General features: G+C 34.7%; 13 protein-coding genes. 7 read left to right on the top strand and 6 right to left on the bottom strand.

Annotation, left to right across the window (positions count from 1 at the left end; translation table 11 throughout):
• The first annotated feature begins 36 nt into the window (after positions 1-36).
• The 4 genes from gyrB (at position 37) to BLP44_RS06785 (ending at position 6,938) form a co-directional block, all read left to right on the top strand.
• A complete protein-coding gene (gene gyrB, locus BLP44_RS06800) occupies positions 37-1,977 on the top strand; it encodes a DNA topoisomerase (ATP-hydrolyzing) subunit B (protein WP_008462259.1) in 1,941 nt (646 codons plus the stop codon).
• A gap of 110 nt (positions 1,978-2,087) precedes the next feature.
• Entirely contained in the window at positions 2,088-3,023 is a 936-nt protein-coding gene (gene mdh, locus BLP44_RS06795; RefSeq protein WP_008462261.1) for a malate dehydrogenase, read from the top strand.
• Between the two features lie 225 nt (positions 3,024-3,248).
• A complete protein-coding gene (secDF, locus tag BLP44_RS06790) occupies positions 3,249-6,239 on the top strand; it encodes a protein translocase subunit SecDF (RefSeq protein WP_091130840.1) in 2,991 nt (996 codons plus the stop codon).
• 111 nt (positions 6,240-6,350) lie between these two features.
• Positions 6,351-6,938, top strand: a complete 588-nt coding sequence (locus tag BLP44_RS06785; RefSeq protein WP_244511691.1) for an acyloxyacyl hydrolase — start codon at positions 6,351-6,353, stop codon at positions 6,936-6,938.
• Positions 6,939-6,994: 56 nt separating this feature from the next.
• On the opposite strand, the gene lgt is transcribed toward BLP44_RS06785, so the two are convergent.
• The 6 genes from lgt to BLP44_RS06755 form a co-directional block, all read right to left on the bottom strand.
• Positions 6,995-7,927 (bottom strand): prolipoprotein diacylglyceryl transferase, encoded by a 933-nt coding sequence (gene lgt / locus BLP44_RS06780; protein ID WP_091130836.1) that lies wholly within the window; start codon positions 7,925-7,927, stop codon positions 6,995-6,997.
• Between the two features lie 64 nt (positions 7,928-7,991).
• Complete coding sequence (yidD, locus tag BLP44_RS06775) at positions 7,992-8,240, bottom strand: membrane protein insertion efficiency factor YidD (protein ID WP_066032382.1); 249 nt, start codon at positions 8,238-8,240, stop codon at positions 7,992-7,994.
• Positions 8,241-8,329: 89 nt separating this feature from the next.
• Positions 8,330-9,811, bottom strand: coding sequence for a cysteine--tRNA ligase (gene cysS / locus BLP44_RS06770; protein WP_091130833.1), 1,482 nt, complete (start codon positions 9,809-9,811; stop codon positions 8,330-8,332).
• 56 nt (positions 9,812-9,867) lie between these two features.
• Positions 9,868-10,257, bottom strand: a complete 390-nt coding sequence (locus BLP44_RS06765; RefSeq protein WP_008462285.1) for a four helix bundle protein — start codon at positions 10,255-10,257, stop codon at positions 9,868-9,870.
• Between the two features lie 37 nt (positions 10,258-10,294).
• A complete protein-coding gene (gene folE, locus BLP44_RS06760; RefSeq protein WP_008462286.1) occupies positions 10,295-10,966 on the bottom strand; it encodes a GTP cyclohydrolase I FolE in 672 nt (223 codons plus the stop codon).
• Positions 10,967-11,169: 203 nt separating this feature from the next.
• A complete protein-coding gene (locus BLP44_RS06755; protein ID WP_091130830.1) occupies positions 11,170-12,366 on the bottom strand; it encodes a pyridoxal phosphate-dependent aminotransferase in 1,197 nt (398 codons plus the stop codon).
• A gap of 123 nt (positions 12,367-12,489) precedes the next feature.
• Between BLP44_RS06755 and BLP44_RS06750 the strand changes: the two genes are divergently transcribed.
• From BLP44_RS06750 to BLP44_RS06740, 3 genes are all read left to right on the top strand, one after another.
• Positions 12,490-13,815, top strand: coding sequence for a PDZ domain-containing protein (locus tag BLP44_RS06750; RefSeq protein ID WP_091130827.1), 1,326 nt, complete (start codon positions 12,490-12,492; stop codon positions 13,813-13,815).
• Positions 13,816-13,965: 150 nt separating this feature from the next.
• Entirely contained in the window at positions 13,966-16,599 is a 2,634-nt protein-coding gene (locus BLP44_RS06745; protein WP_091130823.1) for a T9SS type B sorting domain-containing protein, read from the top strand.
• Positions 16,600-16,631: 32 nt separating this feature from the next.
• Entirely contained in the window at positions 16,632-17,558 is a 927-nt protein-coding gene (locus tag BLP44_RS06740; protein ID WP_091130820.1) for a PorP/SprF family type IX secretion system membrane protein, read from the top strand.
• Positions 17,559-17,565: the final 7 nt, after the last annotated feature.

The following is a 17,565-nucleotide window of genomic DNA, read 5'->3' as shown; positions in this document are numbered from 1 at the left end:
TGTTAGACAGTAAATACATTTTTTAGAATAAATTATATGAGCGAAGAAATCAAGAAGAACAATTATTCAGCAGATAGTATTCAGGCATTAGAGGGAATGGAGCACGTAAGAATGCGTCCATCAATGTATATTGGAGATGTAGGGGTTCGAGGACTGCATCATTTAGTTTATGAGGTTGTTGATAACTCTATTGATGAGGCAATGGGAGGGCATTGCGACACCATTAGTGTCTCAATAAACGAAGATGGTTCTGTTACAGTTGAAGATAACGGACGTGGTATTCCAGTTGATTTGCATAAAAAAGAAGGTGTTTCTGCACTTGAGGTTGTAATGACAAAAATTGGTGCCGGAGGTAAATTCGATAAAGATTCATATAAAGTTTCAGGAGGTTTGCACGGGGTTGGGGTTTCTGTAGTAAACGCCCTTTCTGTTCACATGAAATCTACTGTATTTAGAGAAGGTAAAATTTATGAGCAGGAATACGAAAGAGGAAAAGCCTTATATCCTGTAAAACAAATCGGTGAAACAGAGAAAAGAGGTACGCGCCAGACTTTCTTCCCAGACGATACTATTTTTCAGCAGACTACTGAATTTTCATATGATACGCTTTCAGCTCGTATGCGTGAGCTTTCTTTCTTAAATAAAGGAATCACAATTACCTTTACAGATAAGAGAGAAGTTGATGAAAAAGGAGAATTTAGAAGCGAAGTTTTTCATTCAGATGAAGGATTAAAAGAATATATCCGTTATTTGGATGGAAACCGTGAGCCAATTATTTCTCACGTAATCAGTATGGATCACGAAAAAGGTGAAATTCCAGTTGAGGTTGCTTTGATCTATAATACAAGTTATACGGAGAATATTTTTTCTTATGTAAACAATATCAATACGCACGAAGGAGGAACGCATTTGCAAGGTTTTAGAAGTGGTTTGACAAGAACGCTTAAAAAATATGCCGATGCTTCTGGAATGTTGGATAAATTGAAATTCGAAATCTCAGGAGATGATTTCCGTGAAGGATTAACAGCTATTATTTCGGTAAAAGTTGCAGAACCTCAGTTCGAAGGACAAACTAAAACTAAACTTGGAAACAGAGAGGTGGTTTCTCCAGTTTCTCAAGCAGTTGGAGAAATGCTTGAAAATTATTTGGAAGAAAATCCTAATGATGCAAAAGTAATTATCCAAAAAGTAATCTTAGCGGCTCAGGCACGTCACGCAGCCAAAAAAGCGCGTGAAATGGTACAGCGTAAAACTGTTATGGGAGGCGGCGGATTGCCAGGAAAATTATCAGACTGTTCTGAGCAAGATCCTGCAAGATGTGAGGTTTACCTTGTCGAGGGAGATTCGGCTGGTGGAACAGCAAAACAAGGACGTGATCGTAACTTTCAGGCGATTCTGCCATTGCGTGGTAAAATCTTGAATGTTGAAAAAGCGATGCACCATAAAGTGTTCGAAAACGAAGAGATTAGAAATATCTTTACTGCATTAGGAGTAACGGTTGGTACTGCTGAAGATAGTAAAGCGTTAAATCTTGAAAAACTTAGATATCATAAGGTAATCATCATGTGTGATGCCGATGTCGATGGTAGCCACATTTCTACCTTAATATTAACGTTCTTCTTCCGTTTTATGAAAGAGCTTATTGAAGAAGGTCACGTATATATCGCAGCGCCACCTTTATATTTAGTTAAAAAAGGAAACAAAAAAGAATATGCTTGGAATGATGTTCAGCGTGATCAGGCTAACGAAAGAATGGGAGGAAGTGCTTCTATCCAACGTTATAAAGGTCTTGGAGAGATGAACGCGGAGCAATTATGGGAAACTACAATGGATCCGAATTTCAGAACATTACGTCAGGTTAATATTGAAAGTCTTGCAGAAGCTGATCAAGTTTTCTCTATGCTGATGGGGGATGAAGTGCCTCCTCGTAGAGAGTTTATCGAGAAAAATGCAGTTTACGCAAATATCGACGCATAAAATGAAAAATTAATAATTTCAATTCGTTTAATTGTTTAAATTTACTAGACAATTAAACGAATTGTCTTTTTAGAGAATAGACATAATTAATAACCGATAAAGTAAAAAATATGAAAGTTACCATTGTAGGAGCAGGAAATGTTGGAGCTACCTGTGCAGATGTCATTTCTTATAGAGGAATTGCAAGCGAAGTAGTATTGTTGGATATTAAAGAAGGTTTTGCAGAGGGGAAGGCGCTGGATATTACACAGTGTGCCACAAACACAGGTTTTAATACCAGAGTTTCGGGAGTTACCAACGATTATTCTAAAACCGCGGGAAGCGATGTAGTAGTAATTACATCAGGAATTCCGAGAAAACCAGGAATGACAAGAGAAGAATTAATAGGTATTAATGCAGGAATTGTAAAAACAGTTGCCGAAAATGTACTAAAATATTCTCCTAATACTATAATTGTCGTAGTTTCCAATCCGATGGATACGATGACGTATTTAGCTTTAAAAGCTACAGGTCTTCCGAAAAATAGAATAATAGGAATGGGCGGTGCTTTAGATAGTTCTCGTTTTAGAACTTACCTTTCATTAGCTTTGGATAAACCCGCAAATGATATTTCGGCAATGGTAATTGGAGGTCATGGAGATACCACTATGATTCCGTTAACACGTTTAGCTTCTTATAATGGAATTCCAGTATCGCAGTTTCTTTCGGAAGAAGTACTGCAAAAAGTTGCAGCAGATACTATGGTTGGAGGAGCTACTCTTACTGGGCTTTTAGGCACTTCAGCTTGGTACGCTCCAGGGGCTTCTGTAGCTTATTTGGTAGATAGCATTTTAAACGATCAGAAAAAAATGATTGCATGTTCTGTTTTTGTAGAAGGAGAATATGGGCAGAATGATATTTGTATTGGTGTGCCATGCATAATTGGTAAAAACGGAGTAGAAGAGATAGTTGATATTAAATTAAACGATCAAGAAAAAGCATTATTTGCTAAAAGTGCAGATGCAGTTCGTAGTATGAATGATGCTCTAAAAACGATTTTAGTATAATAAAAACGGCAAAAAAGAAAAGAAGCTGCACTTTTGCAGCTTTTTTTTTGAGATTAATTAATAAATAAATTGGTTAATATTTTCGTTAATTATATATTTGCTCGGTTTAAAAAAAAATTGGTAATTCGTGATCTCGTTTTTTTGTTTTAAAAAATAATGTCAGGGCTTATTTTATGGGACTTTAAAACAAAATCAAAAATAAAACATAATTAATTTTTAGTAATAATGCAGAATAAAGGACTTATTAAATTTTTCGCAATTCTATTTGCATTGGTAAGTATTTACCAACTATCCTTCACTTTTGTGGCAAATAGTGTCAAAAGTGAAGCTAAAGCTTTTGCAGGAGATAACCCTGATAAAGAGCTGAAATATTTAGATTCTATTGGTAAAGAAAAAGTATTAAATCTTGGTTTTACTGATTTCACTTATAACGAAGTGAAAAACAAACAGCTTAATAAAGGTCTTGACTTAGAAGGGGGAATCAACGTAATTCTTCAAATTTCTATTAAAGATGTATTAAAAGGTTTGGCTAATAATTCTAAAAATCCAGTTTTTAATAAATCATTAGCTGATGCATCTGCAAATTTAGAAGGAAACAAAACATATTTAAATAAGTTTTTTGAAGCTTTTGAAGCAAATTCAAAAGGAACTGTAAAATTAGCATCTCCAGATATTTTCGCTAACAGAAGCCTTCAAGGAGAAGGTGGAGTAGACTTTCAAATGTCTGACGCGCAAGTTCAAAAAGTTATCAAAAGAAAAGTTGATGAGTCTGTAGAAAGCGCTTTTAAAGTATTAAGAGAGCGTATCGACAAATTTGGTGTTACTCAGCCAAACATCCAAAAATTGGGAGAAACAGGAAGAATCTTAGTTGAGCTTCCAGGTGCTAAGGATGTTGATAGAATTAAAAAATTATTAGGAGGAAAAGCTCAATTAGAGTTTTGGGAAACTTTCAAAATTGAAGAAATCGGTAATTTCTTAGTATCAGCAAACGAAGCTTTAAAGAAAACTGAAGTTAAAAAGACTGAAACCAAAACTGTTGCTAAAGATTCATTAAATGCATTATTAACAGATGCTAAAGATTCTTCAGATGTTAAAAAAGGAAACAATCCTTTGTTTGATAAAATGATTGGTAATGGTGGTGGACCAGTTTTAGGTTATTTTGCACCTAAAGATACTGCTTCTATCAATGAATATTTTAAAAGACCAGAAATTAGAGTTTTATTGGCTGCTGATCAGCACTATGCTAAATTTGTATGGAGTAAGCCAACAACTATAAAAGATCCTAAAGCAAAAGATCCAAAAACTGCAGCAGATGTTGAAGTTGTAGAATTGTATGCTTTAAAAGGAAACAGAGACAATGCGCCAGCTATGAGCGGTGGTGTTGTAACTGATGCAAAAGATACTTTTGACCAAATGGGTAAACCTGCAGTTTCTATGCAGATGAACAGCCAAGGTGCTAAAGTTTGGGAAGAATTGACAGGAAGAGCATTTGCTCAAAAAAGTTACATTGCTATTGTATTAGATGATATCGTATATTCTGCTCCAGGTGTAACAAGCGGTCCTATTGCTGGAGGAAGATCTGAGATTACAGGTTCATTTGATGTAGCTGAAACAAAAGATTTAGCTAACGTATTAAATGCAGGTAAATTACCAGCTTCTGCAGATATTATTCAATCAACTGTTGTAGGTCCATCTTTAGGACAAGCGGCTATTGATGCAGGTACAATCTCTTCTGTATTAGGATTCTTATTAGTTTGCGTTTGGATGGTATTCTATTATGGTAAAGCTGGTTGGTATGCAAACCTTGCTTTATTGTTAAACTTACTATTCTTATTCGGAATTATGGCAAGTTTTGGTTTTGTATTGACATTACCAGGTATTGCAGGTATCGTACTTACATTAGGTACTGCGGTAGATGCGAACATTATTATCTACGAAAGAGCGAAAGAGGAATTGCGTGAAGGAAAATCTCTTTCTGAAGCAGTTACAGCTTCTTACGGATGGCATGGTGCAATGCGTTCTATTATTGATGCTAACGTTACTCACGTTTTAACTGGAGCTATCTTGTTTATTTTCGGAACAGGTCCTATTAAAGGTTTCGCATTAACATTATTAATTGGTATCGTAACTTCATTGTTTACTTCTATCTTTATTGCTAGAATTTTCATTGACAGAAATATTGCAGGAAAAGCAGATTTGACTTTCTCTACAAGTATTACTAAAAACTGGTTTACAAACTTCCACTTTGATTTCATCAAAATCAAAAAGTTCACTTATATCTTTTCTTCTATTGTAACAGTAGTAAGTTTAGTATCTATCTTCTTCGTTAACGGATTAGATGAAGGTGTTGATTTTGTTGGAGGAAGAACTTTCCAAGTTAAATTTGAAAAACCAGTTGATGCGACTGTAGTTTCAGATGAATTGTCTGCAGCTTTCGGTACTCCGGTTGAGGCTAAAATTTTAGGTGATGATGATCAATTGAAAATCACTACTAAATATAAAATTAAAGAAGACGGTGTTGCTATTGATGAGGAAGTAAACCAAAAATTATATGCTGCTTTACAGAAGTATTTCCCAAATACAACTTACGATAAATTCATCAACTCATTTGATGGTAAGAGAGTTGGAGTATTACAAGCTTCTAAAGTAGGTGCTTCTATCTCTGAAGATATTAAAACTAACTCTTACTGGGCAGTTCTTGGTGCGATGGCAGTTATTTTCTTATACTTAATGGTATCTTTCCGTAAATGGCAGTATTCATTAGGTGCGATTGCAGCTGTTGCTCACGACGTAATCTTCGTATTAGGAATTTATTCATTATGCTACAAATTCATGCCATTCCACATGGAAATGGATCAGCACTTTATCGCTGCGATCTTAACTGTAATTGGTTATTCTATGAACGATACAGTAATTGTATTTGACAGGGTAAGAGAGTTTATCATCGGAAACCGTAAAGGTAGCTTTGAAGATATTGTAAACGCTTCTATTAATACTACATTATCTAGAACATTGAATACTTCATTAATGATGATTATCGTATTATTAACGATGTTTATTTTCGGTGGAGAATCTATCAGAGGATTTATCTTTGCAATGTTAATCGGTATTATCGTTGGTACTTACTCTTCATTATTTATCGCTACACCAGTATTGGTTGACACGATTTCAAGTGATGAGAAACACACAATTGAAGACAAACACAATAAGGCATAATTAAAACCTTGTTTGATATAAAAAAAGATCCAGTTTTCACTGGATCTTTTTTTATGTTTGCATTTGCCAATCTAAAACGAATTATGATTCGAAAACTAAGATTTTTTATAATTGCTTTTTTTTGTTGCTTTTCAGCTTCAAGCACAGGAGAAAAATAGAAATTATAGAATAGGTTTAAGTTATGGATTCGGAGGTGAATTTAGTAATACCGATTATACTTTTGAGAATCATTTTTATAAAGTGCAATTGTATTATAAAATCAAAGAATCTAGAAATTTTCAGTACGAAGTTTTAGTTCAACCCGAAATCAATTTTGGAAAACATCAATTGCTTAATTATTATTTTGTAAAGCCAGAGAAACCAGATTTCGAGCAGAAAAGAATAGAATATATGAAAATGAAGGAAGTGATGGAATATGTTCTGAATATTGGATTTGTGGTTAGAAAGCCAATTGGAAAAATGTGCTCGATATATATATTAGGAAGTGTTGGTCCTCTTATTACAGATACAGAAACAGAGAGAATGTCAAAAGGATTTGCTTTTGCAGATGTTTTGGCGCTTGGTTTTACCGTTGACTATAATAAAATGCAGTTTGATCTTCGCCCGAGTTTGCGGCACGTTTCTAATGCAGGTTTAGGAAGCAGTAATGCAGGATATAATACTAAGAATATCGAATTTGGTATTTCGTATCAACCATAAAAAGAAAATGCCCAATACTTTAAATATTGGGCATTTTTTTATGAATTAAAATTGTTTTATGCGTCAGCTAAAGGATTTCTTTGTGCTCTAATAACAAAGAAAAGTCCAATAATGATAAATGGTATGCTTAGCCATTGTCCTGTCGAAAATAAGCCTAATTCGCTCTCAAAACCGCCTTGGCTTTCTTTTACAAACTCTACGATGAAACGCACAACAAATAAAAGAACTAAAAACAATCCGAATAATAGACCAGATTTAAGTCTTGCATTTGTTTTCCAGTATAAAAAGTATAAAATAGCAAAAACAAAAACGTAACAGATTGCTTCGTAAAGCTGAGTAGGATGTCTTGAAGGAACTTCTGCTAGCAAATTAGCAAATCTTGGATCTGAAGCTATTGCGTTATAAGCTTCTTTTGGATCGGCTATTCCCGTTTTTTGTACAGCTTCGGCTTTACTGAATTTATCATGAAGAAAACGGATTCCGAATGCAGAAGTAGTTTCGTGGCCAATAATTTCTGAATTAAAGAAATTCCCTAAACGTACAAAAATAGCACCGCTTGCAACAGGAATTACAACTCGGTCTAAAATCCATAACAATGGACGTTTTAGAATTTTTTTGCTGTAGTAATACATCGCAACAATAATGGCAATAGCTGCGCCATGACTTGCTAATCCTTGGAAGCCTGTAAATTGAAATTCAGGCTCAAATTTAAATGGCAAGAAAATTTCAAGCAAATGATTTCTGAAATATTCCCAATCGTAAAAGAAAACATGACCTAAACGAGCGCCTATTAAAGTGGCTAAAACTGTCCAAACAAATAGAGAATCTAGTTTTTCAATCGATTCGTTTTCTCTTTCGAACATCTTTTTCATTAGGAACCATCCTAAACCAAAAGCAATTACAAACATTAAGCTGTAATAGCGAATCATAAAAAATCCTAAGTTGATTCCCTCAGAAGGATTCCAAACTAAATTTAAGGCGTGTGTCATGTATAAATGTTTTTATATAGCTGTAAAAATAAATATTTAATGTAAAGTACCGTTTCCTAAAAAGTTAATGTTTGTGGTTGCATTTCTTTTCTGGTACAGGATCGTAACCACTTCTTCCCCAAGGGTGACAGCTTAAAATGCGCTTGACGCCTAAAAATCCGCCATAGAACAATCCATGAATTTGCAATGCCTGAATCATATATGTCGAACAAGTTGGCTCAAATCTGCAAGAAGCCGGTGTAAACGGTGAAATGGCAGTCTGATAAAAACGGACTAACAATACAAACGGATATATCAGAATTTTTGAAAACATATTTTTCTTGTATCGTTTAGTTGGTGTTCAATACTCAGTTTTTAGTGTTCAGAATGAATGAAACACTAAAAACTAATATTGAATACTTTTTATTGAATGCTAAAAGTAGTTCCTTCTTTTCCGTCTTTAAGCTGAATTCCCAAAGCAATTAATTGATCGCGAATTTGGTCAGAAAGCGCAAAGTTTTTATCTGCTCTCGCCTGATTTCTCATTTTGATAAGCATGTTTACTACACCTTCCAGTTTATCGCTATCGCCATCAGCAGCTTTGTCATCATTGAGTCCTAAAACGTCAAAAACAAAAGCATTTACGGCTTTTTTGAAATCGGCTAAATCATCAGCAGAAATCGTTTCTTTGCCATCTTTTAATAAATTGATGTAGCGAACGGCTTCAAACAGCTGCGCAATTAAAATTGGCGTGTTGAAATCATCATTCATTGCATCGTAGCAAAGCTGTTTCCAAGCAGCAAAATCTATTGAACTAGAATTTCCTGCAGTAATATTTGGTAAAGCATCTAGTGCTTCCATCAATCTTTTATATCCTTTTTCGGCCGCAACAATAGCATCGTCAGAAAAATCTAAGATGCTTCTGTAATGTGCTTGAAGCATGAAAAAACGAGTTACAGAAGCAGAGAATGGTTTGCTTAAGATGTTGTTGTCTCCGCTAAGAATTTCGCCTGGAAGAATATTGTTTCCAGTCGATTTTGCCATTTTCTTTCCGTTTAAAGTAAGCATGTTCGCATGCATCCAGTAATTTACTGGCGCCTGACCTGTGCAAGCTTCATTTTGAGCGATTTCACACTCGTGGTGAGGGAATTTTAAATCCATTCCGCCTCCGTGAATGTCAAAATGATTCCCAAGATATTTGGTGCTCATGGCAGTACACTCTAAGTGCCATCCAGGGAAACCATCACTCCAAGGTGAAGGCCATCTCATGATATGTTCCGGCTCTGCTTTTTTCCAAAGCGCAAAATCTTGTGGATTTCTCTTGTCAGATTGCCCGTCAAGATCACGTGTGTTTGCCAGCATATCATCGATATTTCTACCGCTTAATATACCGTAATTATTAGTCTCGTTATATTTTACAACATCAAAATATACCGATCCGTTTGCCACATAAGCGATGCCTTTATCGATAATTTTTTTAATAATTTCAATTTGCTCAATAATATGCCCTGTTGCTGTAGGCTCGATGCTTGGAGGCAAAAAGTTGAAAGCTTTTAGAATGTTGTGGAAATCTACGGTATAACGCTGTACTACTTCCATTGGTTCCAATTGCTCTAAGCGTGCTTTTTTAGCAATTTTATCTTCACCTTCATCCACATCGTCTACGATATGTCCAACGTCGGTAATATTTCGAACATAACGAACTTTATAATCCAAATGAAGAAAATATCTGAAAATTACATCAAAAGACATAAAAGTTCTCACGTTTCCTAAGTGAACATTACTATATACGGTAGGTCCACAAACATACATTCCAACGTTTCCTTCATGGATTGGTTTGAAATCTTCTTTTTCGCCAGAAAGCGAATTGTATATTTTTAAAGGCTGACTGCTATATAGTGGCATATTTTTTAATGTTTGTTGTTTATTGTTTTTGGTTTATTGTTTTGGGATGAAATTGTTTATTTGAATTTTAGACCTTTGATTTCACATTTGTTTAAATAGTTCATCATTGCCCCAATTTTGTTTTTAACAAGTTCAACCTTTTCATTCAGTTTTAAATGTTGTTCCTGATTAATCAGTTTTTTATCAAAGGCTCTATAGGATTGAGATTTTACTTCGCCAGCAGAACCTTTTGCAATACTTAAAAAATTAATAAATTCTCGATTGCCATTTCTTTCAAAACCTTCTGCGATATTATCCATTATTGAACCAGAACTTCTATCAATTTGATCTTTTAACGAATAGTTTGTTTTCAAGTTTGTATTTTGAATTAAAAATTCAATTTGAAGACAGATTTCTCGAGCTAATCTCCAAATTTCTAAATCTTCAAACTTTTCTATTTTGGCCATAAAAACAACAAACTATAAACTAAAAACAATAAACATTTTAGAATTGAGTGTCTAGCTTAATATAATCTAAAAATTCTCTTTTTGTTTGTGGCTCTTTGAATTTTCCTCCGAACTCAGAAGTTACTGTGCTGCTTTCGATATCTTTAATTCCGCGTGAGTTTACGCAAAGGTGTTTAGCATCAATAACGCAGGCTACATCTTCTGTTCCTAAAGCTTTTTGAAGCTCTTGAACAATCTGCATAGTTAGACGCTCTTGTACTTGAGGTCTTTTTGCATAATACTCTACGATACGGTTCATTTTTGATAAACCAATAACGCGTCCGCTTGAGATGTAAGCAACGTGAGCACGCCCGATAATTGGCAGTAAGTGGTGTTCGCAAGTAGAATAAACCGTGATGTTTTTTTCTACAAGCATCTCGCCATATTTATAATTATTGTCAAAAGTAGAAGCTTTTGGCTGTTTTGCAGGGTTAAGGCCTCCAAAAATTTCTTTTACAAACATTTTTGCAACTCGATTTGGAGTTCCTTTAATGCTGTCATCCGTCAAATCCATTCCTAAAGTTTGCAGGATGTTTTCGACATCTTTTTTAATTTTTTCTATTTTTTCTTCATCAGTGATGTCAAAAGCATCCGCTCTTAGAGGGTTTTTTGCATTACTGCTGAAATGACTGTCACCTATTTCGTCTAAAAATTCTTCGTTATTTATCATTAAGAACTACTATTATAATGTGGTATATCTTTTTAAGGCGGTAAAGATAATTAATAAATGGGAAACCTTTTCTATGGTTTTTAGGATTTAATTACTCGTTTTTGGATATAATTTAAATTTTAAAGAGAAATATTGTTATTAAAAACAAAAAAGACAACAACGAAGAACGTTATTGTCTTTTTAAATCGATTATAATGAATTGATTATCTGTTGTTGTAAACCAGTAAAGCTTCCTTTAAGATATTTACAGCAGTAATCAAATCTTTTTTGTTCAACACATAAGCAATACGAACCTGATTTAGTCCCATTCCAGGAGTTGAATAGAAACCTTTTGCAGGAGCAATCATTACTGTTTCGCCATTTAAATTATAACTTTCAAGAAGCCATTGTGCAAAATCGTCTGAATCTTCTATCGGAAGTTCGGCAATACAATAAAAAGCGCCTTTTGGTTTTGTTACCACAACACCTTCAATCTTGTTTAATTCGGCAATTAAGGTATTGCGACGTTCTTTGTATTCACCAATTACTTCATCAAAATAACTCTGCGGAGTGTCTATAGCAGCTTCGCAAGCTATCTGCTCAATAGTTGGCGGACTTAAACGCGCTTGAGCAAACTTCATTACGGTTGCCAAGACGTCTTTGTTTTTTGTCACCAGACAGCCAATTCTTGCTCCGCACATACTGTAGCGTTTAGAAACAGAATCAACCATGATTACATTTTGCTGTACATCTTCTAGATTCATTACAGAAAAATGAACATCATCTCCATCATATAAAAATTCACGGTACACTTCATCAGCGATTAAGTATAAATCGTGTTTTTTAATTAAATGAGCCAATTGTTTAATTTCGGCTTCAGAGTATAAATATCCAGTCGGATTTCCAGGGTTGCAAATCAGAATGGCTTTTGTTCTTGGTGTTATTAGTTTTTCAACTTCGTCAATACTTGGCAAAGCAAAACCAGTTTCAATAGTAGAAACAAGAGGCACTACAGTTGCACTTGTAGAAGAAGCAAACGCATGATAATTAGCATAAAAAGGTTCTGGGATAATGATTTCATCTCCAGGATCTGTAATTGTGGCCAGTGCAAAAAGTAAGGCTTCAGAACCACCAGTAGTTACAATGATGTCTTCTGTGTTAACGTTTACATTTTGGCGCTGGTAAAAATGAGCTAATTTTTTTCTATAGCTTTCATATCCGGCAGACGGACTGTATTCTATAATACTCAAATCAATATTTTTTACCGCCTCGATGGCCACTTCCGGTGTCTTGATATCCGGTTGACCAATGTTTAAGTGATACACCTTGTGTCCTTTTTTCTTTGCTAAATCAGCAAAAGGAGCCAGCTTGCGTATCGGAGATTCGGGCATGTTTCTTCCCTTGTGTGAAATTGTCGGCATGAGTATAAATTATTGAAGTGCAAATTTGCATTTTTTTTTCCAATTTAACGTAAACAATACGGGTACTTGCAAAAATGTAACAATAATAAATATATTTACTAATTTTATAATAAAATATTGTCAATGAAAAAATATATAGTATTGTTTTTTGGGTTATTCTTACCTTTTTTGCTTTTTGGACAAGGCGATTTTTTATTGGAAAACAATGCAACAAAGGCCACAATTCCTTTTAAATTGATAAATAATCTTGTTTTTATTCCGATAAAAGTAAATGGAGTTGAGCTTAATTTTCTTTTAGATTCTGGTGTCGAAGAAACGATTCTGTTTAGTATGGAAGAAAAGCAGGAAGTCAGTTTTAATAATGTGGAAAAAATTAAACTCCGCGGTTTAGGAAGCGAGGAAGAAATAGAAGGTCTGAAATCGACAAAGAATATTTTGGAAACACATGGTCTGAAATCCAATGATCATATGGTCTTTATTATTTTAGACCAAAGCTTCAATTTGTCTTCTCATATCGGAATTCCTGTCAATGGAATTATCGGCCATAAATTCTTTCGAAATAACTATGTAGAAGTTAATTACCAGAAAAGGAAAATAATAGTTCATGCGAAGAATAATAAGTTTGAGGAAAAACTAAATAAAAAGTTTAGAATGGTTCCGATAACAGTAGAAAAATCAAAACCCTACATCATGACAACAGCAACGGTCAATAATGAAGAAATTCCGGCAAAGCTTCTAATTGATATTGGAAATAGTGATGCTTTCTGGGTTTTTGAGAATGATAAAATCAAACTCCCAAATAAAAATTTTCCAGATTTTTTAGGAAAAGGATTTAGCGGGGATATTGAAGGGCATCGTGCTAAAATTGATAAATTTTCGATTGACGAATTTGATTTTAAAAAACCAATCGTTTCTTTTCCTGATTCTGCCTCCATTCGGAACGTTAAGATGGTCCCAGGACGTATTGGATCTGTTGGTGGCGAAGTTTTAAAACGATTTACTTTGGTTTTGGATTATAAAGGGAAAAAACTCTACCTGAAAAAGAATAGCAAATTTGGAGAACCTTTTACCTACAATAAAAGTGGAATCACGGTTCAGCACAATGGACTTCAGTGGGTACAGGAAACAGTGCATTTAGAAACCGTGCGAGTTGCTTCCTCGATGGATGAATTGCAGGAAAAAGAGAAGAACAGCAATAATTTTAAATATAAATTTGCTCTAAAGCCTGTTTATGAAATTGTAAACGTGCGTAAGAATTCTGCAGCTGAAAAATGCGGACTTCTTAAAGGTGACATTATTATCAGTATTAATAAGACACAGCCGTATAAATATACTCTCCAACAGATTAATAATCTTTTAAAATCGGAAGATGATATTTGGATTAATATCGAGGTTGAACGAAATAGTGTGGTGCTTAAATTTAGATTTAGGCTAGAAGATGAATTGTAAAAAAGAACTAGGTCATAATTTTTGATTTATTATGAAAACAGCATTTTAAGATGTTGTATTGTAGAAATGTTTACTTTTTGTGAAAATAAGTTTACTAAAAATCGTGTTTTTTGTTAAATATTTTCTTATGTTTAGTAAAAAATTTAATCTATGGCAAAAAACTACATTAGCTACCACTGTTTTGTATTGTTTTTTATTTTTTTTACCCTCATTTCTTCAAAACTAACTGCACAATGTGCTGGTGATGATAATACAAATGAATTAATTTGTGACGTCTCTAATCCAATTTATCAATCGGTAAATTTATTTTCTTTATTAGGAGGTTCTCCAGTTCCTGGCGGAACATGGACAGGAAGCAGCAAGCAAGGTTTAGATGCTGTAAATGGTATTTTGAACGCGCAACTTATTCTTGGCGGTGGAACGTATTATTATACTTATACTGCCCCAGCGACTTCAGGATGTACAGATAATAAAGCTGTAGTTACAATTACGATAGGTGCATATGTGGGAGTTGGCTCGGAAGCTACTGTTTGTAATAAAAATCGAACTTTTAATCTTTTTACGGCTTTTGACAGTAAAGTAATGGGACCACATGTAAACGGGACATTTAAGACTGACAAAGGAGAGCCCGTAGAATCTTCAATAACGATTGACCAATATAAAACCAAAACTACACTTAACTTTATCTATACCGTGCCAGCTGTGCTTGAATGTTCTCCCGACGAAAAGTCTACCAATGTGCAAGTAACTATTTATATAGCTCCAGAAGCAGGAGAACCACAGCATTTGGAGTTGTGCGGGACAACCGATTTGGCAGCATATACCGATTTGAATTTAAATGATCGGCTTACTGGTGAAGACCCAGATGGAACTTGGACAGGTATCGGAATAACATCGCCCACTGATCATACTATTAATCTTCAAGAATTATTTGACGCAAATGGACCAGGAGAATATTCTTATACGTATACTGTTTTAGCTGTTCCTAACAGCTTTATATGTCCTGATGATAATGCTACTGTAAAAATATTGCTCGAAAAAAGACTCGATTTTACAGGGTCAAAAATCGCAGTTAGCAAAGATATCTGCGAATCGGAAATTGCCACAGCAACGTATTCGGCAAAAATTACGCAAGGACCAGACTCTATACCTAATGGAGTATACGACGTTAGTTTTAGTGTTGTCGGACCGGGAGCGTCTGGATCTGAAACTATAAGAGGAAATTTTGCAAATGGAGAATTTAACTTTCCAATTCGATCTTCTTATTTTAAACAAGTGGGGCAATATACCATAACGGTTACGCGTATAGTGTCAACATCAAGTAAAGGAAAATGTGTAAATATCTTTAGTCCGTTTTCAACTATTTTGACTATTTATCCATTACCGCGTTTGACTAATGCTACATTATCGGCGCTTCCTATTTGTCAAAATGATGATGCTACAATTCAAGTCACAGCGCCTCAATTGCTCGATGGAAATTACCGTATTTCTTATAACGTAAATGGAGATAATTTGGCTCTTGGCGAAACAGCAGAAATGCAGTCTGTTGGAGGAAAGGCTTCTTTTATAGTTCCAAAAAGTTTAAATACTAGAAGCGGATTATCGGTAATTAGTATTTATAGCATCACTGATATTACAAATCCTTCGCCTCAATGCAGCAATACGGCAAATGTAGCAGGGAATTTAAATATAAATCCGCTTCCAAATGCAGTAACTGTGATGGCAAAAGTTAATGATTTCTGTTTGAATGCGCCTGTTACTGTTGCAGTTTCTGGTTTAGGAAGCTTAACGAATGCCAGTATTTCTTACGCATTGTCTGAAAGCAATTCTTCATCCGTGCAAACTATTGCAAAAGCAGTCACAAATGGAAAATTAGATTTTATTATTCCTGCCGAATTGCTTTTAAATACAGGAACAACAAAAATTACATTATTGAATTTAACCAATACCGTTACAAATTGCGATGTAGATTTAATCAATGTTACAGATGATTTTGTAATAAATCCAATTCCGCCAGCACCAACTGTAACAGATCAGCAGTTTTGTAAAGTTGATGAAGCATCAATAGCCAATTTAGAACCAAAAGGGGCGCAATATAAATGGTATAATTCGGCAACAGCAACAACACCGTTAGCAGTTGATTATGTTTTAAAAACAGAAGATTATTTCGTTAGAGAAACTTCAGCAGCGGGCTGTACTTCAGAACCAGCCAAAATTTCGGTAATTATAAACGATACGCCAGCTCCTGAAATGACAGAAACGCCAGACTTCTGCGGATTGGCAAATCCGAAAATAAGTGATCTTTCCAGTAAAACCAATGTTCCCACAACAGTTGCTTGGTATGACGCAGCAGATGGAAATTTATTGCCTTCAACTACATTACTAGTCCATAATGCAACTTATTACGGATATGATTTAAATGAAGTAACAAGATGCTTGTCTGAAAGTTACAGAGAAGTAAAAGTCTCTTTGCAAGACTGCGAGGTGGCTCAATACGAGTTTTTTATTCCAGACGGATTTTCACCAAACGGAGATGGTGTAAACGATTCGTTTGTGATAAAAGATATTGAGTTTTTATACCCGAATTATACACTTGAAATTTATAATAGATACGGAAACGGAATGTATAAAGGAGATAATAGTAAACCAGCTTGGGACGGTAAAAATTATGAAAAAAGTGGTATCGCGGGAGGTATCGCACCCAACGGAGTTTATTTTTATGTACTGCATTTCAATAAAGACAATAAACCGCCAAAACAAGGCCGTCTTTATTTAAATCGATAAAATCTCTTTTTACATTTTAATACAGTTTTCAAATGAAAAAAATAGTACTCCTTATAAATTTCCTTTTCTGCTTATCGGTCTCTGCACAGCAAGATCCAGAATACACGCATTATATGTACAATATGAGTGTAGTCAATCCTGCTTATGCGACAGGCGTTCCTGCTATGATGAATTTTGGCGGATTGTATAGAACGCAATGGGTGGGCGCTTACGGTGCTCCAAAAACATTTACGTTTTTTGGACATACAGCGATTAATGACAAAATAGAAGCTGGAATCTCTTTTATTTCAGATGATATTGGAGACGGAGCAAAAAAAGAAAATAATGTTTATGCCGATTTTGCCTATGTTTTAAAATTAGGCGGAAAAAATAAATTGTCGCTGGGCTTAAAAGCGGGATTTTCATCCATGCAAACTAATTTTAACGGATTTCGTTTTACGGATCCTCAGACTGATTTAGCTTTTGCAGAAAATATAAATGCAACCAAACCAAATATTGGAGTTGGAGCTTATTATTTCAGAGACAATCTTTATATCGGACTATCTGTGCCGAATTTGCTGAAATCAAAATACATTGAAGAAAAATCAGGAATGAATGCTTTTGGTTCTGAAGAAATACACACTTTTTTAACGGCAGGTTATGTTTTTCAGTTTAGCGATAAGGTGAAGTTGAAACCAGCATTTATGTCAAAATTTGTAAAAGGCGCGCCAATTACTTTAGACGTCACTGCGAATGTTTTGTATAATGAAAAGTTTGAATTTGGAGCTGCCTACAGAATTGATGATTCAGTTAGTGCTTTATTCAATATTAATGTTACGCCGACATTGAGAGTGGGTTACGCCTATGATTATACGCTCACAAATTTCGGTCAGTTTAATTCAGGAACACACGAAATAATGCTGTTGTTCGATTTGGATTTGTTAGGGAAAGGATTCGATAAATCACCAAGATTCTTCTAAAATGAAA

It is taken from the genome of Flavobacterium anhuiense (genome assembly GCF_900101855.1).
GTDB classification, from domain to species: Bacteria; Bacteroidota; Bacteroidia; order Flavobacteriales; family Flavobacteriaceae; genus Flavobacterium; species Flavobacterium anhuiense.
The sequence above is the reverse complement of the archived record's forward strand: the minus strand, read 5'-3'. Positions and strand labels throughout refer to the sequence as shown.